Below are 23,821 nucleotides of genomic sequence, written 5' to 3'. Positions count from 1 at the left end.
GTTGCGTAGGAATCGCGCCGTAAAACGGCGCGATTCCTACGCACCTTCGGGGGCGGCGGGGGTCAGCGGGGGAGGAGGCCGACGGCGTCCTTGGCTCGGGCCACCGTCTCGGCCGCCACCGCCTGGGCCTTGGTGGCGCCCTTGTCGAGGGCGGCGGCCACCGTCGCCGGGTCCGACGACAGCTCGGCGAAGCGCTCCTGGACGGGGCGCAGGAACTCGACCACGGCAGCGGCGGCGTCGGCCTTGAGCGGGCCGTACTGGGTGTAGCCCTCGGCCATCTCCGCAGGGGAGCGTCCGGTCGACAAGGCCAGCAGCTCCAGCAGGTTCGACACGCCGGGCTTGGCCTCGGGGTCGTAGCGCACCTCGGAGTCCGCGTCGGTCACCGCTCGCTTGATCTTGCGTTCGATGTCGGCCGGGCTGTCGAGCACGAGCACGGTGCCCTGCGGCGAGTCGGCCGACTTCGACATCTTCTTGGTCGGCTCCTGGAGGTCCATGATCTTGCCGCCCACCCGGGGGATGGCGGCCTCGGGCACCACGAAGGTGGGGCCGTAGCGGGTGTTGAACCGATGGGCCAGGTCGCGGCACAGCTCCAGGTGCTGGCGCTGGTCCTCGCCCACGGGCACCCGGTCGGCCTGGTAGACGAGGATGTCGGCCGCCTGCAGGACCGGATAGGTGAATAGGCCCACCCGGGCGTCGCCCTCGCCGCCCTTGGCCGACTTGTCCTTGAACTGGGTCATGCGTCGCAACTCGCCCATCGACGCCGTGCACTCCAGCAGCCAGCTCAACTCGGTGTGCTCGGGCACGTGGCTCTGGGCGAACAAAGTGCAGACGTCGGGATCGAGCCCGGCGGCCAGCAGCAACGTGGCCAGCTCCAGCGTCTTGGCCCGCAGCACGGCGGGCTCCCGCGGCACCGTCAGCGCGTGCAGGTCGACGATGCAGAAGAAGGCGTCGTGCTCGTGCTGGTCGGCCACCCACTGGCGCACCGCCCCCAGGTAGTTCCCGAGGTGGATATCGCCCGTGGGCTGGATGCCGGACAGCACTCTGGTCACGACCCGGCATTCTGCCGGACGGGGACCGGGGGATGCGCGACTCTTTGCGCCGCCGCCAGTACCCTCGGGTCGATGTCGTACGAGGTGCAGACCCCTGTGTTCGAGGGGCCCTTTGACCTGCTGCTCCACCTGATCACCCGGGAGCAGGTCGAGCTCTACGACATCTCCATCAGCACCATCGTCGACGCCTACCTGGCCCACCTGACAGCCATGGAGCACCTCGACCTCGACGTGGCCACGGAGTTCCTCCTCATCGCCGCCACCCTCATCGAGCTCAAGACCCGACGCCTGCTCCCCGGCCGCGACGACATCGACCTCGACGAGGAGTTCGCCCTCTGGGAGGAGCGAGACCTCCTCCTGGCCCGGCTGCTGGAGTGCAAGACCTTCAAGGACGCCGCCGAGGCGCTGCAGTCGCTGGCGGGCACCGCCGAGCGCTCGCACCCCCGTCGGGCAGGCATGGAGGAGCGCTTCCTCAGCCTGGTGCCCGACGTGCTGGCGGGCGTCACCCCCGACGACCTCAAGGCCGCCTTCCTGCGGGCCATGGTGCCCAAGCCCCAGCCCCGGGTCGACCTTGACCACGTGGCCCCCATCCGGGCCAGCGTGCGCGACGCGGTGGAGGAACTGGTCGACGAGCTGCCCCGCGTGGGCGTCATCACCTTCCGCCACCTGACGCAGGACCTGGCCGAGCGCCTGGCCGTGATCGTGCGCTTCCTCGCGGTGCTCGAGCTCTACAAGGAGGGCCTGGTCGACCTCGACCAGACCGAGAGCTTCGGCGACCTCACCGTCACCTGGCTGGGCGACGCCGCGGTCACGCTGGAGTCGCTGGCCGTCGAGGAGTACGCGGGCTAGTTGATGCTGCAGGAAGAGCTTCGGGCCATCGAGGCCATCTTGATGGTGGCCGAGGAGCCCATCGAACCGGGCCTGTTGGCCCAGCTCCTCGAAGTCACCCCGGCGCGGGTCGACGAGATGTGCGCCGCGCTGGCTGCCGCCTACGAGTCCGACAATCGGGGCTTCGTCCTGGTGCGGGTGGCGGGCGGCTACCGCTTCCAGAGCCACCCCGACATGGCCGCCTACGTGGAGCGGTTCGTGCTCGAAGGCCAGACCGCCCGCCTCTCGGCCGCCGCCCTGGAGACGCTGGCCATCGTGGCCTACAAGCAGCCGGTGTCGCGGGCGCAGGTGTCGGCCATCCGAGGCGTGAACGTCGACGGCGTCATGCGCACCTTGCAGCAGCGGGGCTACGTGGAAGAGGTGGCCCGCGACCCCGGCCCTGGCCAAGCGGTGCTGTACGGCACCAGCCGGCTGTTCCTGGAGAAGCTGGGCCTCGACTCGCTCGACGACCTGCCCCCGCTGGGCGAGTTCGTCCCCGGCGCCGAGGTGGTCGAGGCGCTGGAACAAGGCCTGCGCCCGGACGCGTGACGCCCCTCGCCGACGGGGAGGGGGAGCGGCTGCAGAAGGTCCTGGCCCGAGTTGGGTTCGGCAGCCGGCGGGTGTGCGAGGACCTCATCGCCGAGGAGCGGGTCACCGTCAACGGCGAGGTGGCCGTGCTCGGCAGGCGGGTCGACCTCGACACCGACCGGGTGGAGGTCGACGGGCACCCCGTGGGCATCAAGCCGGGCCTCGTCTACTACGTGCTGAACAAGCCCCGCGGGGTCGTCACCACCGCAGCCGACACGCACGGCCGCCCCACCGTGGTCGAACTGGTGCCCGACGAGCCCCGCGTGTTCCCCGTGGGCCGCCTCGACGCCGACACCGAGGGGCTGTTGCTGCTGACCAACGACGGCGAGCTCACCCACCGGCTCACCCATCCGAGCTTCGGCGTGGAAAAGGAGTACGTGGCCGAGGTCGAAGGCCACCCGACGCCCGCCGAGGTGCGGCGCCTGCGCGAAGGCGTCGAACTCGAAGACGGCATGACGGCGCCCGCCAAGGTCGCCTTGGGCGACACCAACGTCCTGCGCATCACCATCCACGAGGGCCGCAACCGCCAGGTCCGCCGCATGTGCGAGGCGGTCGGCCACCCGGTGACCCGCCTCGTGCGCATCCGCATCGGGCCGCTCACAGACCGCCGGCTCAAGCCCGGCGAGTGGCGTGCGCTGACCCTTGAGGAGGTCCGGGCGCTCGGAGGCGACCACTAGAGTCTCGGCCCGTGCCCCCGGCAGTCCGAGCGTTACGCGGCGCGACCACGGTCGACGACGACACCGTCGAGCAGATCAACGAACGCGTGCAAGCGCTGGTCGACGCCATGCTCGACCGCAACGCCGTCGACAAGGACGACTTGATCAGCGTCGTCTTCACGGCCACCGACGACATCCACGCCGCCTTCCCGGCCGCCGCGGCCCGCGCCATCGGGCTGGGCGACGTGCCGTTGCTGTGCGCCCGGGAGCTCGACGTGGTGGGCGGCACGCCCCGGTGCATCCGGGTGCTCATGCACCTGACCACCGAACGGGCGCGCAACGAGTTGCACCACGTGTACCTGGAGGGGGCACGGGGGCTGCGAGATGACCTCCCCGAATAGGGCCGTCGTCGTCGGCACCGGGCTCATCGGCGGGTCGATCGGCATGGCCCTGCGAGCCCGCGGCTGGCACGTCACCGGCCGCGACCGCGACCCGGCGCGTGCGGCCCGCGCCTTGGAACTGGGCGCCCTCGACGCCGTGGGCGACGACCCCGAGGCCGAGGTCGTCTTCGTCGCCGTGCCTGTTTCGGCCATCGCCGACGAAGTGGCGGCGTCACTCGATTCGGGCGCAGTCGTGACCGACGTGGGCAGCGTGAAGGCGCCGCTGGCCGCCGCCGTCACCCACCCCCGCTATGTGGGCGGGCACCCCATGGCGGGCTCCGAGCAGGAGGGCGTCGAGGGCGCCGACGCCGAGCTGTTCGAAGGCGCCACGTGGGTGCTCACGCCCACGGAGACAACCGACCCCGAGGCCTACGCCCGGCTCCAGTCGGTGGTGTCGTCACTGGGCGCCGACGTGGTGGCGCTGCCCCCCGAACGCCACGACGAACTGGTAGCGGTCGTGTCGCACGTGCCCCACCTCACTGCCGCGTCGCTCATGTGCCTGGCCGCCGCGGGCGCCGAGGAACACGCCGCCTTGCTGCGCCTGGCCGCGGGCGGGTTCCGCGACATGACCCGCATCGCCGCAGGCCACCCTGGCATCTGGCCCGACATCTGCGCCGAGAACCGCGAGGCCATCGTCGACGTGCTCGACCGCTTGGTCGCTGCTTTGTCGGACGTGCGCCAAGTGGTGGCCGACGCCGACCGCCCCGCCCTGCTGCGCATGCTGGAGACGGCCCGCGCCGCCCGCACCAACCTGCCTGCCCGGGCCGCCCGCCCGGAGGGGCTGGTGGAGATGCGGGTGCCGGTGCCCGACCGCCCCGGCGTGCTGGCCGAGGTCACCACCTTGGCGGGCGAGCTCAACGTCAACATCGTCGACCTGGAGATCGCCCACTCGGCCGAAGGCGAACGCGGCGTGCTGGTGTTGGTGGTCGACGCCGACTCCGCCGACCTCTTGCGGGGCGGCCTCTACGCCCGCGGCTTCCGCCCGTCCACCCGTCCGCTGGCATGAGGATCGAGCCGCTCACCAAGCCGCCCGACAAGACCGTGCGGGTGCCCGGATCGAAGTCGTACACCAACCGAGCGCTCGTCTGCGCCCTGCTGGCCGAGGGCCGCAGCGTGATCACCGGCGCCCTCGTCTCCGACGACACCCAGGCCATGGCCACAGCCATCGAGGCATTGGGCGCCCGCGTGCAGTGGGACGGCACCACCGTCACCGTCGACGGCACCGGCGGCCGCCTCCCCGACACCGCCGACCTCCACGTGAACCAAGCGGGCACCGCCGCCCGTTTCCTGGCACCCGTGCTGGCCACCGGGCGCGGCACCTACCGACTCGACGGCGACGAGCAACTGCGGCGCCGGCCCATGGGCCCGCTCATCGAGGCCCTGCGGTCGCTCGGCGTGGAGGTGCGCGAGGAAGGTGAACCGGGCCACCTGCCGATCACCGTGAAGGGCATCGGACGCGTGCCCGACCAGCCCGTCGAGGTGGCCGCCGACGTGTCGAGCCAATTCGTGTCGGGGCTGCTCCTGGCCGGGTTCGACGTGCGGCCGTCGGGGCCGGTGGTCTCTGCCCCCTACATCCGCATGACCGAGCACGTGCGCGACACATTCGGGCCTACGTTCGCCGTCGAGCCTGATGCCACCGCCGCCTCCTATTTCTATGCGGCCGGTGCCCTGTTCGACGGCGGCCGGGTTCGGGTCGAGGGCCTGACCGAGCAGTCGCGGCAAGGGGATGTGGATTTCGTGCACGACCTCGAAGCCATGAACGCCACCGTCACCGCCGACGAACAAGGCATCGAGGTGCGCGGCACCAGCACTCCGGAAGGCAACTCCTTCGACCTGCGCGACCGGCCCGACGTGGCCCAGACCCTCGCCGCCGTCGCCGCCTTCGCGGAAGGCACCACCACAGTCACCGGCATCGGCTTCGTCCGTCACCACGAGACCGACCGCATCAAAGCGGTGGTGACCGAACTGCAGCGGTGCGGGATCGAAGCCACAGAGAACGACGACGGCTTCACCATCGTCGGCGGCAATCCCAAGCCCGCCACAGTGCAGACCTACGGCGACCACCGGATGGCCATGAGCTTCGCCCTCATCGGGCTCAAAGTCGGCATCGAGCTCGACGACCCCGGCTGCGTGGCCAAGACGTTCCCCGACTACTTCGACGTACTGGAAAGCTTGCGCCAGTGAAGGTCATCGCCATCGACGGGCCCGCAGGGTCCGGCAAGTCCACCGTCGCCCGTGCCGTGGCCCGGCGCCTGCACCTCGACTACCTCGACACCGGCGCCATGTACCGCTCGGTCGCCTTCGTCGTGCTCCAACAGCGCATCGACCCCGCCGACCTCGACGCTGTGGCCCGTCTGGCCGAGAAGCTCACCATCGACGTGGGCGAGCGCGTCACTGTCGACGGCGTCGACGCCACCGACGCCATCCGCAGCCCCGAGGTCACCAAGGCCGTCAGCGCGGTGGCCGCCAACCCCGAGGTGCGCAAGGAGTTGGTGCGCCGCCAGCAGGAGTGGGCCGACGCCCACGGCGGGGGAGTGGTCGAGGGGCGCGACATCGGTACGGTGGTGTTCCCGCAGGCCGAGCTCAAGGTGTACCTGACGGCCAGCGACGAAGAGCGGGCCCGCCGCCGGGCCGCCGAGATCGGCCGCCTGCACGAGGCCGACACGGTGGCTGCCGACATCGCCCGGCGTGACCGCCTCGACTCCACCCGGGCCGCATCACCGCTCACCACAGCCGACGGCGCCGTCGTCATCGACACCTCGAACCGCACCATCGACGACATCGTGGAGGAGGTGCTCTCGCACCTATGAAGACCTGGGAACGAGTGCTCTACAGCATCGTGCGCAACACCGTCGTCGCCTTCTGCCGCCTGTTCTGGCGCATGCGCATCGACGGCGTGGAGAACATCCCGGCCACCGGCGCCTACATCCTCGCCCCGGTGCACCGCTCCAACATCGACACGCTGGTGGTGGCAGGCGTCACCACGCGCCGCCTGCGCTACATGGGCAAGGCGAGCCTGTGGAAGGTCAAGCCCGCAGGCCGCCTGTTCAGCGCGCTGGGCGCCTTCCCCGTCAACCGGGGGAGCGCCGACCGCGACGCCCTGCGCCAGTGCGTCGAGGTCGTGCAAGCCGGCGAACCCTTGGTGATCTTCCCGGAAGGCACCCGCCAGTCGGGCCCGCTCATCCAGCCCCTCTTCGAAGGCGCCGCGTTCGTGGCCTCGCGCACCGGCGTGCCCATCATCCCGGTCGGCATCGCGGGCTCGGAAGCGGCCATGCCCAAGGGCTCCAAGCTGGTCTACCCGGTCAAGGTCCGTGTCGTGGTGGGCGCGCCCCTCGACCCGCCCGCCCCCGGCCCGTCGGGACGGGCGCCCCGCAGCGCCGTGCACGCAGTGACGGAGGAGTTGAGCAGCCGCCTGCAGGAACTGTTCGACACCGCGCAGGCCCGCAACGCGTGACCCCCGAGCAGGCGCTCATGGTGAAAAGTCCTGCTTTCGCGGCTGGAGCGACGGAAAGTGCGGTCCGAGCCGGCATCCTGATGGGGTGAACCGGGGAGGGACAGCGGCCCGTTGGGCTGCGGCTGTGCTGCTGACGACGGCCGTCGTGGCGGCGGTTGCCGCGCCCGCGCCCGTCGACACCCGCCTGCCGGGCTCCAGCGGACTCGCCGTACCTGCGGCCGACTCGGCGCCGACGCCGGTCGCGGCCCGACGGGCAACGAAGGGGGCGACCAGCGCGCCGCACCAGGCCACCGCCACCGCCCCTGCCGTCGCCGCTCCTCGCACCACCGTCGACGTCGATCGCCTGCAAGCCGCCCTCGATGCCTGGACGGCAACCCGTACGGGCCTGCGTTCGGTGGCCGTGGGCGTCGCCTTGGCCGAGCCCGGGGCACCGTGGTGGGGCGGCGTCTCGACCGCCCCTGGCCACGCCGCCCTCGACCTGGGCGAGCAGCATGGCGTGTTGTCGGTGACCAAGACGTTCACCGAGGCCTTGGTGCTGCGGGAGGTGGCCGCCGGGCGCATCGACCTCGACGCCCCCGTGCCCAACGTGGCAGGCGTGGCCACCCCGCCTGCCGACGTGGTGATCACCCCTCGCATGCTGCTGCAGCATTCGTCGGGCCTGGTCAACTACCCCAACGCCATCGGCTACGACCCGAACGCGCCGATCACGCCGCAGCAGATCGTCTCGTCCGCCCTGCGCACCCCGTTGCTCTCGCCCCCGGGCACCAAAGCCGCCTACTCCAACACCAACTTCCACTGGCTGGGCCTGGTGCTCGAGCACGTGACGGGCTCGTCGTACGGCGAACTGGTGGCCGCCCTCGCTGCCGAGGTGGGGCTGGCCGACACCGTGCTCGACCCCGCCGGACGACCGGGCTGGATCGGCTACGCCTCGGGCGGCATCCGCTCCACCATCGGCGACATGGCCCGCTGGGGCGCAGCCTTGTTCACCCCCGGCGGGGTGCTGCCTGCCGACCAACTCGACGCCCTGACCACGGTCGGCCCGCTCGGGGTGTCGCTGGGGCTGTGGCCGGTGGCGGGCAACGGGCTGTCGCAGTTCGTGGCCCACGGCGGCCTGGTGTACTACCCGGACGAACGCCTCGTGGTGGTCGTCCGCATCTCGGGCACCGGTGACGCCGTCGCCGCCGCCCGCGACCTGGCCGGCGTCCTGCGCGCTGCCGTCGGTACCCTGTAGACGCACGGCGCTTTGGGGGGCGCTACCGAACACCGGCAGCCACATGACGTCCGCGCCCCTGACCTCCGCACGCCGAGACCCGGCCTTGGACCTCCTCCGCACCATCGCGCTCGCCCGCGTCGTGCTCTGGCACATGTTCGCCGCCACCTGGATGACGGCGTTCGCCGCCATGCCGCTGATGTTCTTCGTGGCTGGGACGCTGCTGGTCGACGACCTGGGCCGGGTGCGGTCGTACAGCGGCCTGCTCGCTCGTCGGGGCCGTCGCATCCTGGTGCCCCTGTGGGCCTACGGCGCCGCCGTGCTGGGGGCGACGTTGGTGCACGCGGGCGAAGTCGGCTTCCCGGGCTCGTCGGGTGACTGGTGGCGGGCGCTCACGTGGATCTTCCCGTTCGTCGACCCGGCCGACTCGCCCTGGCACGGCGGCTGGCTGGCCAACCACCTGTGGTACCTGCGGGCCTACCTCTGGGTGCTCCTGCTCAGCCCACTGCTGGCCGCCTTCTCGCGGCGGCTGCTGGTGGCGGTACCGCTGTTCGTGCTGGCCATCGCCCAGATGGAGGTCGCCTCGATATTCGAGTTGCCCTTCCTGGGCGACGGCGACTCCCGTGTGGTGGTCGGTGACCTGGTGACCTACGGCCTGTTCGTGGTGCTCGGCATGGCCTTCCGCAGCCGCAGCGCGCATCGCACGCCGTCGCCGGGCGGGTCGTTCGTGCTGGCCGTCGCCGCCGGCGGCGGGGCGGTTTGGTACGCCACCACGGTGGGGCTGCCGCCCGGTGGCATCAACGCGTCGTACCCGGCCATCGCGTTGACCGGGCTGGCCTGGATCGGGATCGCGGGCGTGTTCGAACGCCCCCTGCGGCGGGTGGCCGAGCTGCGCTCGGTGGCCCGCTTCACCCGCTTGGTGTGCCGCCGGGCCGTCACGATCTACCTGTGGCACCCGGCCGCCATCGTCGTCGCCTACGCCGCCCTGGGCGACAACCAACAGGCCCGGCCCTTCGCACTGGCGGGCCTCACCCTCGTCATCGCTGCGGTGGCCGCCATCGGCGTGGGCTGGATGGAAGAGACGCGGGCGCACCGCCGGTTGCGCCTCCCCACGATCCGCCTGGCTGCCGTGGTGACGGCCGCCGCCGTGGTGCTGTCAGTCGCCGTGCCCGCCTTGGTGGTGCCCACGGTCGATGCCGCCGCGGCGTCGCCGTCCGCCGTGCCTCCGCCGTCGTACCGGGCGGCGCTGTCGAACAGCGCGTTCAGCGGCGGGCGGCTGGAGCCCTCCAAGCCGGTGCGACTGCTGGGCGGGCGAATGCCCGCCAAGGCGTTGCAGCGGGCGCTCGACGAGTGGACGAAGGCGCAGTCCGAGGTCACCTCGGTGGCCGTCGGGGTCACGGTCGACGGCAAGACCTGGACGGGCGAGTCCCACCGCGCTGCCGCAGTGACGCACGACGAGAGCCGCTACGCGGTGGCCAGCCTTACCAAGACGTTCACCATGGCCTTGGTCATGCGCGAGATCGAGGCCGGACGGCTGGGCCTCGACGCGCCTGTGCCAATGCTCCCGGGCGTCGGCTCGCCGCCGGGCAAGGCGCCCATCACGCCTCGGCACCTCCTCCAGCACACCTCGGGGCTGGTCGACTACGTGCACGCCCGCGGCTACCGGGGCGACCGCCCCCTCACGCCACAGGCCGCGGTGGCCTTGGCCCTGCGCACCCGGCTGGCCAACCCACCGGGCACCGACGTCACCTACGCCAACGTCAACTACCTGTATCTCGGCCTGCTGGTGGAGTACGTCTCCGGCCACTCCTACCCCGACCTGCTCACCGACCTGGTGGCCGAGGCCCGGTTGCGCGACACCGGCCTCGATGCGCCGGGGCGCCCCGGATGGGCGGGCTTTTCGTCAGGCGGCGTGATGTCGACGGTGGGGGACCTCTCCCGGTGGGGCAACCTGTTGTTCACGCCCGGGCGGGTGCTGCCTCCGCGATGGGTGACGGCGCTGTCGACCGTCGACCACACCAACCTGGGCTTGGGGACGTGGCCCATGTGCCCGTGCACCACCGATGCCGCGGGCGCGAAGCGCTACACGGCCATCGGCCAGCACGTCGGGCACGGCGGGCTCTACCACTACCCCAACGGGATGACCGTGGCTGTCCACCTGGAGCCGGCATCGTTGCAGACGCACGACCAAGTGGCCGCTTTGGGCGAAGCCCTGCGCAACGCCTTCCGGCGCTGACGCCGGTTCAGTACCGGGGCTTGGAGAAGACCCGGCGCACGGCGTCTTCGAAGTGCTCCAGCGGCTCGCTGTCGTAGGCGGGATCGAAGGCCAACTGGTCCCACTCGTCGGCGAAGCGAGCGGTGAGCTCGTAATACGGCTGGCCTTCGTGCTTGTCGCGGGCGTTGGGGTCGAGGCCGAGGTAGGCGTAGTAGTGCTTGCCCTGGAAGTCCTGGTGCACCCGGATCATGTCGTACACCTCGGGGCGCACGTAGGGCTTGAGGATCTCCGCGGCGATGGGCCCGTGGTTGGCCACCGAGATGGCCTTGCCGATGTCGTGGCACAACGAGGCGACGACCACTTCCTCGTCGGCCCCGTCGCGCTCGGCTCGCGTGGCCGTCTGCAGGCAGTGGGTGAGTTGGTCGGTGCCGAAGCCGTCGACCACCTCGCCGAGGGAGCGCAGCAGCATCAACACCCGCTCGGCCACCCGCGGCTGGTTGACGGCGTGGGCGGCGGCGATCTCGTCCCACTGCTCCTGGGTGGACTCGTCCATGCGGGTGAACTGGGCGATCGTCATGGCTTCATGATCCCACGAGCGAGGCCAGTACGTCGCTGGCCGCCACGGCTCGGTCGTCGGCCAGCACGGTGTCGTCGACCGGGCCGAACAACGAGAACGTGGCCACCGTCGACAACGCCCGCAGCAGGTCGCGCAGCTCGCGCGGGGGAGGGAAGTACTCCTCCTCGGTGGTGACGGTGACGACCTCCACCCCGTTGCGGGGAGCGAGGCGGTCGAGCACGGCGTTGACCAGTTCCTCGGGGGCCGACGCACCTGCGGTGACGCCGACGACCCCGCTGAGGTCGGTCGGCAGCTCGTTGGCGTCGTTCACCCGGTAGACGCGGGGGCAGCCGGTGGCGCGGGCCACCTTCTCCAAGGCCACCGTGTTCGACGAGTTCGACGAGCCGATGACGATCACCGCGTCGGACTTGTCGGCGATCTCCTTCAAGGCGGCTTGGCGGTTGGTGGTGGCGAAGCACAGGTCGCTGCGCCCCGGCATCCACATCGACGGGAAGCGCTCCTTGGCCTGGTCGCGCACGCCCGCCCACTCCTCCTGGCTCAACGTGGTCTGGGCCAGGAAGGCGACCGGGGTCTCGGCGCCCAGGTCGAGGGCGTCGACGTCGGCCGCCGACTCCACCAGGCGCACGGCGTCGGGTGCCACCGCCATGGTGCCCACCGCCTCGTCGTGGCCCTCGTGGCCCACGTACACGACGGTGTAGCCCTTGCCTGCGCGCACCTTCACCTCGTGGTGCACCTTGGTGACCAACGGGCACACGGCGTCGACCACCACGCCGCCGTTGGCCCGGGCGGCCGCCACCACCGACGGGGCAGAACCGTGGGCGCTGAGCATGAGGGGTGCGCCCGCGGGCACCTCGCCCACGTCGTCGACGAACACCACGCCGAGCTCGCGGAAGCGGTCGACGACCACCCGGTTGTGCACGATCTCGTGGTAGCAGTACACGGGCGGGTCGAAGACCCGCACCATCCACGCCAGCGCCTTGATGGCCATCTCCACGCCCGCGCAGAAACCACGGGGAGCAGCCAAATAGACACGTTCGACAGGCACGCCCTAGAGGCTATCGGTGCCCGGCCGGTATCCTGGCGGGCATGTCGCTGCCCCGAGTGGTAGCCGTCGACCCTGCGTCGCCGGCCGCCCGGGCGGGGCTCCAGCCGGGTGACGAGATCGTCGCCGTGAACGGCCAGTCCCCCCGTGATGTCATCGAATACCGCTTCCTGACCGACGAGCCCGAGGTCGAGCTCGACGTTTCGCGCGGCGGCTTGGACGTCACGTTGACGATCGAGAAGGACGCGGGCGCGCCGCTGGGCGCCGAGATCGAGTCGGCCCTGTTCGACCGGGTGCGCACGTGCGACAACCACTGCGAGTTCTGCTTCATCTACCAACTGCCCAAGGGCATGCGGCGCAGCCTGTACCTCAAGGACGACGACTACCGGTTGTCGTTCCTGTACGGGAACTTCACCACCCTCACCCGCTTCACCGAGGCCGACCTGGAACGGGTGGTGACCGAGCACCTCAGCCCGCTTTACGTCAGCATCCACTCGACCGACCCGGCGGTGCGGGCCGACATGCTGCGCAACCGGCGAGGGGCCACGAGCCTGCGATGGCTGCGGCTGCTGCTCGACCACGGCATCGAGGTGCACGGGCAGGTCGTCGTGTGCCCCGGCATCAACGACGGCGGCGTGCTGCACGACACCATGGCCGGCGTGCTCGACGTGTACCCCGAGTTGGCGTCGGTGGCGGTGGTGCCCCTCGGCGTGAGCCGGTACTCCAACGAGCCGTCGATGCGCCCCCACACCCAAGCCGAGGCCGCCGCCGTGCTCGACTGCGTGGAGGAGTGGCAGCCTGCCTTCCTCACCGCGCTGGGGCGGCGGCTGGTGTTCGCGGCCGACGAGTACTACCTGCTGGCGGAACGGCCGTTCCCCGCACCTGAGGCATACGAAGGGTTTCCCATGCACGAGGACGGCATCGGCATGGCCCGAGCCTTCGAACTGGCATTGCACGGCGACGCCGACGGCATCCGCCCGCAGTCGGGCTTCTTCGCCGCCGTCGACGGCGCCCCCGCCGAGGGCTACCGGGCGACGCGGGCGGCGGGCACGGTCACGTTGCTCCCCCGGGCGGGCGCGCCCGTCGCCGTGCTCACGGGGGAGTACGGCGCCCGCGTGTTGCGGCCGCTGCTGCCCGATGTGCGCATCGTCGTGGTCCGCAACGAGTTCTTCGGCGGCAACATCGGCGTCACCGGCTTGATGGTGGGCGCGGATGTGGCCCGCACGTTGGCCGACCAGCCGACCGGGCACCGTTACCTGCTGCCCGACGTGTGCTTGTCGCAAGGGCGGTTCCTCGACGGCATGACCGTCGACGACCTGCCCCAGGCCGTCGAGGTCGTGCCCACCGACGGAGCGTCCCTGCGCCGGGCGCTGGCCGCCTGATGGCGCGCCCCGTGGTCGCCGTTGTCGGCCGCCCCAACGTCGGCAAGTCGAGCTTGGTCAACCGCATTCTCGGCCGCCGCGAAGCCATCGTGCAGGAGCAGCCCGGCGTCACCCGCGACCGCAAGAAGGTCGAGGCCGAGTGGAACGGCGTGGAGTTCGACCTGGTCGACACCGGCGGCTGGCTCGACACCGACCGCCCCCTCGACCGCCAGGTGAGCGAGCAGGCCGAGCGGGCCATCAAGGAAGCCGACCTGTTGCTGTTTGTGGTCGACGCCGCCGTCGGCATCACCGACGAGGACGACCGGGTGGCGGCGTTGTTGCGTCGCACCGGTCGACCGGTGCTGCTGGTGGCGAACAAGGTCGACCACCACAACCGGGAGGCCGACGCCTGGGCCTTCACCCGACTGGGCCTCGGCGACCCGTGGCCCATCAGCGCCCTGCACGGCCGGGGCACCGGCGACCTGCTCGACGAGGTGGTCAAGCAGCTGCCCGCCGAAGACGAGGCGCCCCTCGCCGAGCCCACCGAGGACGAGGCGGACGGCACGCCCGCGGTGGCCATCGTGGGTCGGCCCAACGTGGGCAAGTCGACGTTGTTCAACCGCCTCATCGGCGACGAGCGCTCGATCGTGCACGACATGCCGGGCACCACCCGCGACACCATCGACACGGTGGTGGAGACCGAGGACGGTCCCATCCGCTTCGTCGACACCGCGGGCATGCGCCGCAAGTCGCGCATCGACGAAGGGGCCGAGTACTACTCGTTGGTGCGGGCCTTGCAGGCCATCGACCGGGCCGACGCCGCCCTGTTGGTCATCGACGCCACCGAAGGCGTGACCCATCAGGACCAGCGGCTGGCCGAGCGCATCGACGCCGCGGGCAACCCCGTGGTCGTCGTGCTCAACAAGTGGGAGACGCTCGACGCCGAGGGCAAGGCGGCGGTGACCGAGATGATCGCCGACCGCTTGGCCTTCCTCGGCTACGCCCCGGTGATGAAGATCAGCGCCAAGACGGGCATGGGCGTGCACAAGCTGCTGCCCGCCTTGCAGCAGGCCATTGACGCCTACCACCGCCGGGTGCCGACGGGGGAACTCAACCGGGTGGTGCAGGCGGCCCAGGCGGCGCACGCCTCGCCCGGCGCTCGCATCCTCTATGCGACCCAGGGCGCCACCGATCCGCCCACGTTCACCCTGTTCTCCAATCACACGTTGCCCGCGCCCTACCTGCGCTACATCGAACGCAAGATCCGCGAGCACTTCGAGTTCGGGCCGACGCCGCTGAAGTTCCGGGTCCGCAAGCGGGCGGGCTGATGCCCTCCAACGACGTGCGACGCGGGCGGGGGGCTAGCGTCGGGTGAGCATGCATGCCCTGGTCCTCCTGGTGGTGGCGCTCGGGTGCTTGTCTGCCGCATACGTCTGGGGACGTTCGGCTGTCCGGCTCGACCGGGCGTCGAAGCGCATCCTCGGCGATGTCGGCGAGACCGGCAGCGGGTTGGAAGCGGCGCGCCTGGTGCGATCGGCGTTCCGCAAGAGCCTGCACACCACGATCCTCTACGCCATCCTCGCCGCGGGCATCGCCGTGTCGTCGGTCTCGGAGCAGTACGTGTTCGACCTGCCGCTGGCCGTGCTGCTCGTGCCCGTCTTCGTGTCGTTGCGCTCGGCCCGGTCGTTCTTCGCCGAGGCGCCGCTGGCCGAGGCGTTGGCCACCGCCGAGCGGCGGGCCGGCGAGGTGCTGCGCCAGGAGCAGTCGGCGCCGCTGGCGTGGGCCGCCCGCCTGGCCCCCACCGACCTGCCGGTGGTGGAGGGCTTCGAGCTGGGCCGGGTGTACGAGCCGGGCACCGGCGCCATGGCGGGCGACTTCTTCGACTTCTACCAGACGGCCCCGTCGCGCATCGCGGCGGTCATCGGCGACGTGGCCGGCCACGGCATCGAGCCGTCGATCACCGCCTTCCAGGTCAAGTACCTGCTGCGGGTCTTCCTCCGTCGCTACCGCGACCCGGCCCAGGCCATCGAGGAGCTCAACCTGGTGCTGTCGTCCACCGGCCGGCCAGAAGAACTGGTGTCGTTGTGCGCGGTGGTCTTCGACCAAGCGGCCAACACCTTGCGCTTCGCCTCGGCCGGGCACCCGGCGGCATGGCTGTGGCACGACGGCGAGGTGCGGGCGCTGCGGGCCACCGGGCCGCTGCTGACGCTCGACCCCAAGGGCAGCTACACCAGCCGTGAGGTGCCGCTGGAGCCGGGCGACCTGTTGCTCATGTACACCGACGGATTGGCCGAGGCTCGCGACGGCGAGCACCTCTTCGGCGAGGAACGCATCGGTAGCATCCTGCGCCGTGACCCGGGGCAGGACGTGACGCTGCTGTGCAAGAACCTGCTGGAGGCCGCCCGCGACTTCGCCAGCGAGCCCTTGAGCGACGACGTCGCCATCCTCGCCATCCGGCGGACCTGACGTGAGCGAGGACATCGCTGCCGCCACGGGGCGGGCGCTGCAGGGGAACCGGGCCCGGGAGGCCGACAAGCTGGCCCGCCAGGGCAAGCTCTTCGTGCGCGACCGGCTGGCGTTGTTGCTCGACGACGGCTCGTTCGTGGAGGACGGCCTGCTGGCCAACGCCAGGGCCACCGACCTGCCCGCCGACGGCGTGGTGACGGGACGGGGCACGGTCGACGGCCGCCCCGTGTGCGTCATGGCCAACGACCCCACGGTCAAGGCCGGGTCGTGGGGGGCGCGCACCGTCGAGAAGATCGTTCGGCTGACCGAATACGCCCTCGACCACGAGCTGCCCGTCTTCTGGCTGGTCGACTCGGCGGGCGCCCGCATCACCGACCAGGTCGAGCTGTTCCCGGGCCGGCGGGGCGCAGGGCGCATCTTCTACAACCAGGTGCGGTTGTCAGGGAAGGTGCCCCAGATCTGCTGCCTGTTCGGGCCGTCCGCGGCGGGCGGCGCCTACATCCCCGCCTTCTGCGACGTGGTGTTCATGGTCGAGGGCAACGCCTCGATGTACCTGGGCTCGCCCCGCATGGCCGAGATGGTCATCGGCGAGGTGACGACGCTCGAGGACATGGGCGGCGCCCGCATGCACGCCAGCGTGAGCGGCTGCGGCGACAACCTGGCTTCGTCCGACGCCGAGGCCCTGGAGCTGGCCCGTTGGTACTTCTCGTACCTGCCGGGCTCGTGGCGCGAGCCCCCGCCGCCGGTGCAACCGGGCAAGCCGGCGAGCGCGCTGAGCGCGTCGATGATCCCGGCTGCCGACACCGAGGGCTACGACATCCACCGGGTGGTCGACTGCCTGGTCGACGAAGGTTCGTTCTTCGAGGTGAAGCCCCTCTTCGCCCCCGAGTTGGTGGTCGGCTTCGCCCACCTCGAGGGCAACCCCGTCGGGATCGTGGCCAACAACCCGGCGGTAAAGGGCGGGGTGCTGTTCACCGACACGTCCGACAAGGCGGCCCGCTTCATCTGGCAGTGCGATGCCTTCAACGTGCCGTTGCTGTTCCTGGCCGACGTGCCCGGGTTCATGATCGGCACGCAGGTTGAGCGCGAGGGCATCATCCGCCACGGGGCCAAGATGATCACCGCCGTGTCAGAGGCCACGGTGCCCAAGGTGTCGGTCATCCTGCGCAAGGCCTACGGGGCCGGGCTCTACGCCATGGCCGGGCCTGCCTTCGGTTCCGATGCAGTGGTCGCCTTGCCGTCGGCCAAGATCGCCGTCATGGGCCCCGACGCCGCCGTCAACGCGGTGTACGCCAACAAGATCGCGGCGATCGACGACCCCGACGAACGCGAGGCCTACGTGGCCCGCCTGCGTGACGAGTACGAGGCCGACGTCGACCTGCTGCGGCTTGCCGCCGACCTGGTCATCGACGCCGTGGTGCAGCCCGAGGATCTGCGAGCCGAAGTGGTGCGCCGGTTCGCCTTGGCCGCCAACAAGGACCGCCAGTTCAGCGAACGGCGCCACGGCGTGCCCCCGGTCTGATGGTCGTCGTCCGCGAGGTCGGCCCGCGCGACGGGTTGCAGGCCGAAGAACCGGTGCCGGTGGAAGCACGGGTGCGGTTGATCGAGCGGCTCGTCGCCGCCGGCGTGCGGTGCATCGAGGCGGTGTCGTTCGTGTCGCCCAAGGCGGTGCCGTCGATGGCGGGCGCGGCCGAGGTGATGGCGGCGCTGCGACGGGAGCCCGGCGTGGAGTACCTGGCCCTCGTGCCCAACCTGCGGGGCGCGGAGATGGCTGTCGAGGCGGGGGTCGACGGGCTGACCGTCACCGTGTCGGCGTCGGCTGCCTACAACGAGAAGAACGTGCGCATGACGATCGACGAGTCGGTCGAGGCGGTGCGGTCGATCTGCGCGGCGGTGGGCTCGCTGCCCGTCGACGCCGTGGTGTCGTGCGCCTTCGGGTCGCCGTACGAAGGCGACATCCTGCCGTCCGCTGTCGGCGCGTTGGCCCTGCGGTTGGCAGATGCGGGCGCCACCTCGCTGTCGTACGCCGACACCACCGGCATGGCCACGCCGCGCCGGGTGCGAGAGTTGCTCGATGTCGTCGGGGTCGACGCGGGCTTGCACCTGCACGAGACGCGGGGGACCGCGTTGGTCAACGCCTTCGCCGCGCTGGAGGCGGGCGTGACCCGGTTCGACACGTCAGTCGGCGGGCTGGGCGGCTCGCCCTTCGCCGCCGGTGCGGCGGGCAACCTGGCCACCGAGGACCTGGTGCACCTGCTCGACGACCTCGGCGTGCCGACTGGCATCGACCTGGAGGCGTTGTTGGCGGTGAGCCAGGAAGTGGCCGCGCTGGTGGGCCACCCCGTGCCCAGCCGGGTAGCCGCCGCCGGGCCGCGTTCGCGTCGGGCGGGCTGATGCCCTGGTGCGAGAGCTGCAGCCGGTACTGGACGCCGCCGTCGATGGGGGAGGGCGGCGAGTGCCCCACGTGCGGCGGCGTGATCGCGGACGCTGCCGTCGAAGACGTGCCTGCCGTGCCGTGGCACTTCAAGCTGCTGCTCGTGGCCCTCGTGCTCTACCTGGTTTTCCGGGCCTGGCAGGGCGTCGAATGGCTCACGGCGCGCTTCTGAGCGTGGCCCTGTAGGGTTCGCGCCGCGGGGCGAAGCAAGGGGGGAAGTACATGTCACATCGCCTGGGTTCGCTGCTCACCACACCTGGCCTCGTGCTCGGTCCTGGAGCAGCAACGACAACGTTCAGCCCGCCGTCGGCTTCGGGCGGCACGTTGTTCCTCATGCTCCACTTCACCGGCTCCACGCTGTCGGGCGGAGCGCGCATCGAGGTCGACCTCGGCTATGCCACAGACGTCTTCACGGCCGCTGACGGCCCCGACTTCTGGAGCAGGCCGGTCGGCGGAAACAGCGTGGTCGTGCGCTTCGTGCCCAACGGCGGCGGGGGCCAGGCCACCCTCACCCAGTACGGCCGGGGGGAGGGCCTCGCCGGTGGGGGCTCGACGAACAGCAACGCCGACCTGTTCCTCCTGACATCGCCGTACGCTGAGCCGAGCTACTTCAACGCCCTGGGGGTCTGCCCCAACGGGGCGAACCCTTCGTGGGAGAACGTCGACTGCCTCCCGCCCGGCCTCATGCGCGACGTGGCGCGCAGCGTCGGCATGCTCGTCGTCCCGCACGGCGACCACCTGTCGAGTTGCAGCGCGGCGTTGATCGACAGTGACCTCATCCTCACCGCGGGCCACTGCGTGTCGACCGATGCCGAAGCGCGCACCGGGTCGTTTACCCTCGACTTCCAGACCGACTGCGCCGGGGCCCGTCCGCCCGGCTATTCGCCGAAGTTCTTCAAGATGCGTCGGGTCGTGCGCACCGGCTTCGCCCGCGCACCGGGCGACACCCGTGATCCGCTCGACTACTCGGTGCTGCAGATCGACACACCGGTCGGCGGGTTCCCGCCGCCGTTGCCGATGCGCGCCGGCCTGCCGACCGTGGGGGAGGAGCTCTTTGTCGTGCACCACCCGCGTGGCGTGGTGAAGAAGGTGTCGCGCAAGCCCACCGATCCCACGTGCCAGGTGCTGCAGGCGACCCCCACCGTCATCACCTACGCGTGCGACTCCGACAACGGCAGCTCGGGGTCGCCGGTGATCGACATGATGGGCCGCGTCGTCGCCGTCAACGACTGGGCACCAGGGGCGTGTTCCAATCAGGGCCAGGCGTCGGCGGCCATCGTCCAGGACTTCCTCACCGAACCGCCGCCCACGCGCCCGGTTGACGTCATGGTCGTCCTCGACCGCTCGGGAAGCATGAGCATGACGAGCGGGGCCACCGCAGGGCTCACCAAGATCGAAGAGGCCCGCCGCGCCGCCGCGCTGTTCCTCGACCTCCTCCGCACCAATGCCGGGCATCGCGCCGGGGTCGTCAGCTTCAGCACCACCCCCTCGTTGGACGCAGGCTTGGCCGCCCACACGCCTGCACGCGAGGGCACACTCATCGGGCCCCCGCCCGGTCACTCCGGCGGCGTGGTGGGCGCCATCGCGCCCGGTGGCATGACGACGATCGGCGGGGGGCTGCGTACGGCCCAGCAGCAATTGCCCACACCCGGCCCCACCACCAACACGGCGGCGATCCTGCTCATGACCGACGGGCTGGAGAACACGCCGCCGATGATCTCGGCCGTGGAGCCCGAACTGGGCAGCACCATCCTCAACGTGGTGGGCTTCGGCACGCCCGCTGCGCTCGACGGCCCGCGCCTGTCCGACCTGGCGCGCCGCCACCGCGGCCTCTACACCCGGGCCGGGTCAGGCCTGGAGTTGAAGAAGTACTTCGTGCTCGCCTTCGGCAACATCTTCGAGGCAGGGATCTCCACCGACCCCGACCGGGTGCTCGCCGCCGGGAGCGTGCGCTCGGCGCCGATCGACGTCGCCGTGTGCGGCGAGACCACCATCACGGTCGTGGTCGGCTACGAGCGCCCAGGTGCCGCGCTGAACGTGTCGCTGCGCTCGCCGTCGGGCGCCACTGTCGACGCCTCGACGGCGGGCGTCGAATCGTCGGGCGGCGACACGTGGCACTTCCTCCGGGTGCCCCTGCCGGTGGGCGCCGACGGTGACGGCGTGTGGCAGGCCTTCGTGTCGCGAGCCGACCTCGGCGGGGGCGACGAGGTGCGTCGGGTGGCCGTCGACGACCAGCAGGGTGCCGCCCGCTTCCCGGCAGAGCGGTACTTCATTGCCGTGGTGGCCGACGGGGGGCCGTGGCTGCGGCCTGAGCCGTTGGAGCGGCCGCTGTACACCGGTGACCCGTTCAACCCACGCATTCGGCTGTTGCGAGGCGACGGCGCCCGGCTGGAGGCGGCCATGGCCCTCACCGTGTCGCGGCCCGCCAGGGGAGCGGGCAACGAACTGGTCGGCGCCGAGGGCCGGGCGGCCCACGACGTCGACGGCGAACCGGTGAGCGGCCGCACAGCGACGTTGTTGTCGTTGGAGGAAGCGGGCGTCGACCTCGACCAGCGCGTCACGGAAGAGCACATGCTGTTCGACGACGGCGAGCACGACGACGGGGCCGAGGACCCTGACGGGCTGTTCGGCCTGCCGATGCCTGCGCTGACCACCGTCGAGGGCGACTACACGTTCCATGCCCGTGCCACCTACGGGGGCGACTGCGTGGGGACGCGGGAGACGTTCTGGTCGGTGCACGTCGATGTCGGCATCGACCCCGGGCACACCACGGTGTCGGTCGACGACCGGGGCCGACTGCCCGACGGCAGGCATGTGGTCGACGTGCGCTTCACACCGCGAGACCGCTACGACAACCACTTGGGCCCCGGCCGACCTGACGCCTTCGACGTGGCGGGGGTCCCGGGCTGCGAGCCCAGTGGGCCTGTCGTGGATCACGGCGACGGGAGCTACACGCAGGTGGTGACGTGGGACCGGGGCGGAGGCGGCTCGCCAGGGATCGTGGTGACCCAGCCGGGGCGGCCGCCGGTGGTCGTGGCCCCGGACCCGGTGGTGCGCACCGGTTGCCTCCTCTGGCTGCTCGTGCTCCTGGTCGTGCTGGTGGTGGTGCTGGTGGTGGCGTTGGCGCTGTCGTAAGGGGTTTGCCCACTCCGGCGGTCCGCTAGAGTGGCGACCTCACGGGCTGTGGCGCAGCTTGGTTAGCGCGCTTGACTGGGGGTCAAGAGGTCGGAGGTTCGAATCCTCTCAGCCCGACCGGGAAACGTGGCTCCTGACCTGCACTGCCAGGTCAGGAGCCTATTTCACATTCGGAGCGTCAGCCGGTGGTGATTCGCTCCGATGCTGCGCCCGGCCCGGCCTTGGCGCGCACTGAGCGAGCGTCAAGGTGCTCGCCGCACGCGTCGCATGTCAGCCGCGCAGTCGTGTCATGGCCGCAGCTGCGATGCTCGATGAGGAGCGGCTCGTTCCCGGCGCCGAGGATCCACTCGTCGCCCCACTGCCGCATGGCGGTGAGGACGGGCCAGAGCGCTTCACCCTTGTCGGTGAGCGCGTAGTCGTAGCGACCGCGTGCCTCGTCATAGGGGTGTCGCTCGAGGACCCCTGCATCGATGAGCGACTCCAGCCGGCTGGTGAGGACGTTGCGGGCGATGCCGAGGCGCTCGACGAACTCGTCGAAGCGCCGGACCCCGAGGAAGCAGTCGCGCAGGATCAACAGCGTCCACCACTCGCCAACGACCTCGAGGGTCTGGGCGATGGAGCAGTTCATGTCGGCGAAGGAGGCCTTGCGCACAGCACCATGCTACGTCAGTTGCGTCACGCAACTCAACCTGCCATTCTGGGTTGCGTGACGAAACTCGACGGGGCGCTGCAGCCGACGGACTTCGATCGCACGACTGCCGTGGTGCCGATCGATGGCCGTCCCGGCGAGTTCGCGGTCGAGCTCGACGTCGGGTGGTCCTCCTTGGTCGGGGTGCACGGTGGCTACATGTGCGCCATCGCGGTCAGGGGAGCGGAGGCGCTCGTTGATGACCGCTCGGTTCGCACGTTAACGACGAGCTTCTTGCGCACCGGACAGGTCGGCTCGGCGACGTTGTCGGTGCACGCCGTTCGCGAGGGGCGGTCGTTCTCGACCATGGTCGCCGACCTCGTCCAGGACGGCAGGCTCCTGCTCACGGCCCGCCTCACCCTGATGGTCGACCGAGAGGGCGTCGAGTGGCAGACACCTTCGCCGATCGACCTGCCTGATCCCGAGGAATGCACGCGCATGGAGGGTGGGCGCGTGGTCCACTTCGAGCGGGTCGACGGCGTTCTCGATCCGCGATGCCTGCCGTTCTCGGGAAGCGACCGGGCCAGGATCCAGGGCTACGTACGGCCGCTGGAGCCCCGGACGGTTGACGCCGCCTGGCTCGCGATGGTGACGGACTGGTTTCCGCCGCCTGCGTTCCTGCGGATCGAGCCGCCAACGGGCGGTGTGAGCATCGACCTGACGACACACATCCACCAGACGCGAGTGAGCCTGGACGACGGTGACTGGCTCACCGGCGCGTTCGAGATCGAGACCAGCTCGGCGGGCCTCGCCACCGAGCACGGCCGGATTGCACGGCGTGACGGCACGTTGGTCGCCGAGTCGTTCCAGACGCGTCTCATGACGCAGGGCTGAGCGCACCGTGTTCGACCACTCCCGCCGCACGCTGACCATCGCGTCACTCGCCACGCTCGCGACGTTCCTCGACACGACGATCCTCTACGTCGCGTTCCCTGACATCACCGCCTCGTTCTCGGACTCGGGTCCGTCGCAGCTGGCGTGGGTGCTGAACGCGTACACGATCGTGTTCGCCGCTCTTCTCATCCCGGCGGGGAAGCTGGCGGATCGGATCGGTCATCGGCGCGTCTTCCTGGCTGGTTCGACCGTGTTCACGTTGGCATCCATGACCTGCGGGCTGGCTCCGACCGTCGAGGTCCTCGTCGTGTTCCGGATCCTCCAAGCCGCAGGCGCCGCTGCGTTGATCCCGTCGTCACTGGCGCTGGTCATGAACGCGTTCGCGCACGACCAGCTCCCGCGAGCGGTCGCGATCTGGGGCGTCGCCGGCGCAGTCGCCGGTTCCCTCGGGCCCACCCTCGGTGCCGCCATAGTCGAGGGCTTCGGTTGGCGCTGGGCGTTCTTCATCAACCTTCCGGTCGGCGTGTACACGGTGCTCGCCGGCACGCGGCACCTCCACGAGTCGTCCGACCCGGACACGAAGATCCCATCGTTCCTCGGTGTCGCGCTCGTCGCCGGCGCTGCCGCGCTCCTCTCCTACGGACTCATCGGCTCCGATGAAGCCGGGTGGTTCGGCGCACGCACGCTGTGGCTCCTCGGCGCCGGCCTCGCAACGCTTCTTCTCTTCGTCGGCCATCAGCGGCGAAGCGAAGCTCCGGCGCTGAACCTCGACCTGTTCCGCATCCCCAACTTCGCGTGGGGGAAC

The 23,821-nt window shown here is 70.9% G+C and carries 23 protein-coding genes and 1 tRNA gene; 20 read left to right on the top strand and 4 right to left on the bottom strand.

Features of this window, described 5'->3' with window-relative positions; genetic code table 11:
• Nucleotides 1-62: 62 nt before the first annotated feature.
• Nucleotides 63-1,049: a tryptophan--tRNA ligase gene (gene trpS, locus VM938_15910; protein HVF76522.1), complete on the bottom strand. Its 987-nt coding sequence runs from the start codon at nt 1,047-1,049 to the stop codon at nt 63-65.
• Nucleotides 1,050-1,121: 72 nt separating this feature from the next.
• Here trpS and VM938_15905 point away from each other — a divergent pair, with 72 nt between their 5' ends.
• From VM938_15905 to VM938_15860, 10 genes are all read left to right on the top strand, one after another.
• Nucleotides 1,122-1,898, top strand: a complete 777-nt coding sequence (locus VM938_15905; GenBank protein HVF76521.1) for a ScpA family protein — start codon at nt 1,122-1,124, stop codon at nt 1,896-1,898.
• Between the two features lie 3 nt (nt 1,899-1,901).
• On the top strand, nt 1,902-2,465 hold the full coding sequence (scpB, locus tag VM938_15900) for an SMC-Scp complex subunit ScpB (GenBank protein HVF76520.1): 564 nt from the start codon (nt 1,902-1,904) through the stop codon (nt 2,463-2,465).
• Nucleotides 2,462-3,181 (top strand): pseudouridine synthase, encoded by a 720-nt coding sequence (locus VM938_15895; protein HVF76519.1) that lies wholly within the window; start codon nt 2,462-2,464, stop codon nt 3,179-3,181. The genes scpB and VM938_15895 overlap by 4 nt, the downstream gene beginning before the upstream one ends.
• Before the next feature lie 11 nt (nt 3,182-3,192).
• The gene (gene aroH / locus VM938_15890; protein ID HVF76518.1) at nt 3,193-3,561 is read left to right on the top strand and encodes a chorismate mutase; all 369 of its coding nucleotides are present in this window, start codon (nt 3,193-3,195) and stop codon (nt 3,559-3,561) included.
• Nucleotides 3,545-4,606: a prephenate dehydrogenase gene (locus VM938_15885; GenBank protein ID HVF76517.1), complete on the top strand. Its 1,062-nt coding sequence runs from the start codon at nt 3,545-3,547 to the stop codon at nt 4,604-4,606. Before aroH ends, VM938_15885 begins: the two co-directional genes overlap by 17 nt.
• Nucleotides 4,603-5,784 carry a 3-phosphoshikimate 1-carboxyvinyltransferase gene (locus VM938_15880; protein HVF76516.1) on the top strand — a complete coding sequence of 394 codons (1,182 nt, stop codon included), beginning with the start codon at nt 4,603-4,605 and terminating at the stop codon, nt 5,782-5,784. Before VM938_15885 ends, VM938_15880 begins: the two co-directional genes overlap by 4 nt.
• Complete coding sequence (cmk, locus tag VM938_15875) at nt 5,781-6,410, top strand: (d)CMP kinase (protein HVF76515.1); 630 nt, start codon at nt 5,781-5,783, stop codon at nt 6,408-6,410. Before VM938_15880 ends, cmk begins: the two co-directional genes overlap by 4 nt.
• A complete protein-coding gene (locus VM938_15870; GenBank protein ID HVF76514.1) occupies nt 6,407-7,054 on the top strand; it encodes a lysophospholipid acyltransferase family protein in 648 nt (215 codons plus the stop codon). Before cmk ends, VM938_15870 begins: the two co-directional genes overlap by 4 nt.
• Nucleotides 7,055-7,178: 124 nt before the next feature.
• Nucleotides 7,179-8,285 carry a serine hydrolase domain-containing protein gene (locus VM938_15865; protein HVF76513.1) on the top strand — a complete coding sequence of 369 codons (1,107 nt, stop codon included), beginning with the start codon at nt 7,179-7,181 and terminating at the stop codon, nt 8,283-8,285.
• An 85-nt stretch (nt 8,286-8,370) separates the two neighbouring features.
• Entirely contained in the window at nt 8,371-10,500 is a 2,130-nt protein-coding gene (locus tag VM938_15860) for a serine hydrolase (GenBank protein HVF76512.1), read from the top strand.
• A 7-nt stretch (nt 10,501-10,507) separates the two neighbouring features.
• Here the strand turns inward: VM938_15860 and VM938_15855 are convergent, their stop codons facing one another.
• Both VM938_15855 and ispH read right to left on the bottom strand, forming a co-directional pair.
• Nucleotides 10,508-11,056 (bottom strand): HD domain-containing protein, encoded by a 549-nt coding sequence (locus tag VM938_15855; GenBank protein HVF76511.1) that lies wholly within the window; start codon nt 11,054-11,056, stop codon nt 10,508-10,510.
• 4 nt (nt 11,057-11,060) lie between these two features.
• Entirely contained in the window at nt 11,061-12,101 is a 1,041-nt protein-coding gene (gene ispH, locus VM938_15850; GenBank protein ID HVF76510.1) for a 4-hydroxy-3-methylbut-2-enyl diphosphate reductase, read from the bottom strand.
• Nucleotides 12,102-12,142: 41 nt separating this feature from the next.
• On the opposite strand from ispH, the gene VM938_15845 reads away from it, so the two are divergent.
• The 8 genes from VM938_15845 to VM938_15810 all read left to right on the top strand — a co-directional run bounded on the left by VM938_15845 (nt 12,143) and on the right by VM938_15810 (nt 21,611).
• Complete coding sequence (locus VM938_15845; GenBank protein ID HVF76509.1) at nt 12,143-13,480, top strand: DUF512 domain-containing protein; 1,338 nt, start codon at nt 12,143-12,145, stop codon at nt 13,478-13,480.
• A complete protein-coding gene (gene der, locus VM938_15840; GenBank protein HVF76508.1) occupies nt 13,480-14,787 on the top strand; it encodes a ribosome biogenesis GTPase Der in 1,308 nt (435 codons plus the stop codon). The genes VM938_15845 and der overlap by 1 nt, the downstream gene beginning before the upstream one ends.
• A 49-nt stretch (nt 14,788-14,836) precedes the next feature.
• Complete coding sequence (locus VM938_15835; protein HVF76507.1) at nt 14,837-15,925, top strand: PP2C family protein-serine/threonine phosphatase; 1,089 nt, start codon at nt 14,837-14,839, stop codon at nt 15,923-15,925.
• 1 nt (nt 15,926) lies between these two features.
• Nucleotides 15,927-17,447: an acyl-CoA carboxylase subunit beta gene (locus tag VM938_15830; GenBank protein ID HVF76506.1), complete on the top strand. Its 1,521-nt coding sequence runs from the start codon at nt 15,927-15,929 to the stop codon at nt 17,445-17,447.
• Entirely contained in the window at nt 17,447-18,319 is an 873-nt protein-coding gene (locus tag VM938_15825; GenBank protein ID HVF76505.1) for a hydroxymethylglutaryl-CoA lyase, read from the top strand. The genes VM938_15830 and VM938_15825 overlap by 1 nt, the downstream gene beginning before the upstream one ends.
• Entirely contained in the window at nt 18,319-18,531 is a 213-nt protein-coding gene (locus VM938_15820; GenBank protein HVF76504.1) for a hypothetical protein, read from the top strand. Before VM938_15825 ends, VM938_15820 begins: the two co-directional genes overlap by 1 nt.
• 50 nt (nt 18,532-18,581) lie before the next feature.
• Nucleotides 18,582-21,494 (top strand): trypsin-like peptidase domain-containing protein, encoded by a 2,913-nt coding sequence (locus tag VM938_15815; protein HVF76503.1) that lies wholly within the window; start codon nt 18,582-18,584, stop codon nt 21,492-21,494.
• Between the two features lie 42 nt (nt 21,495-21,536).
• Nucleotides 21,537-21,611: transfer RNA gene (locus tag VM938_15810), tRNA-Pro, on the top strand.
• A 61-nt stretch (nt 21,612-21,672) separates the two neighbouring features.
• Here VM938_15810 and VM938_15805 read toward each other — a convergent pair.
• Complete coding sequence (locus VM938_15805) at nt 21,673-22,146, bottom strand: helix-turn-helix domain-containing protein (GenBank protein HVF76502.1); 474 nt, start codon at nt 22,144-22,146, stop codon at nt 21,673-21,675.
• Nucleotides 22,147-22,200: 54 nt separating this feature from the next.
• Here VM938_15805 and VM938_15800 point away from each other — a divergent pair, with 54 nt between their 5' ends.
• On the top strand, nt 22,201-23,016 hold the full coding sequence (locus tag VM938_15800) for a thioesterase family protein (protein HVF76501.1): 816 nt from the start codon (nt 22,201-22,203) through the stop codon (nt 23,014-23,016).
• Nucleotides 23,017-23,023: 7 nt separating this feature from the next.
• Nucleotides 23,024-23,821: MFS transporter (locus VM938_15795; protein HVF76500.1), on the top strand; the 798-nt coding region annotated here is incomplete at its 3' end.

The sequence above is a fragment of the Acidimicrobiales bacterium genome (genome assembly GCA_035536915.1).
Lineage (GTDB): Bacteria > Actinomycetota > Acidimicrobiia > Acidimicrobiales > JAHWLA01 > JAHWLA01.
The sequence above is the reverse complement of the archived record's forward strand: the minus strand, read 5'-3'. Positions and strand labels throughout refer to the sequence as shown.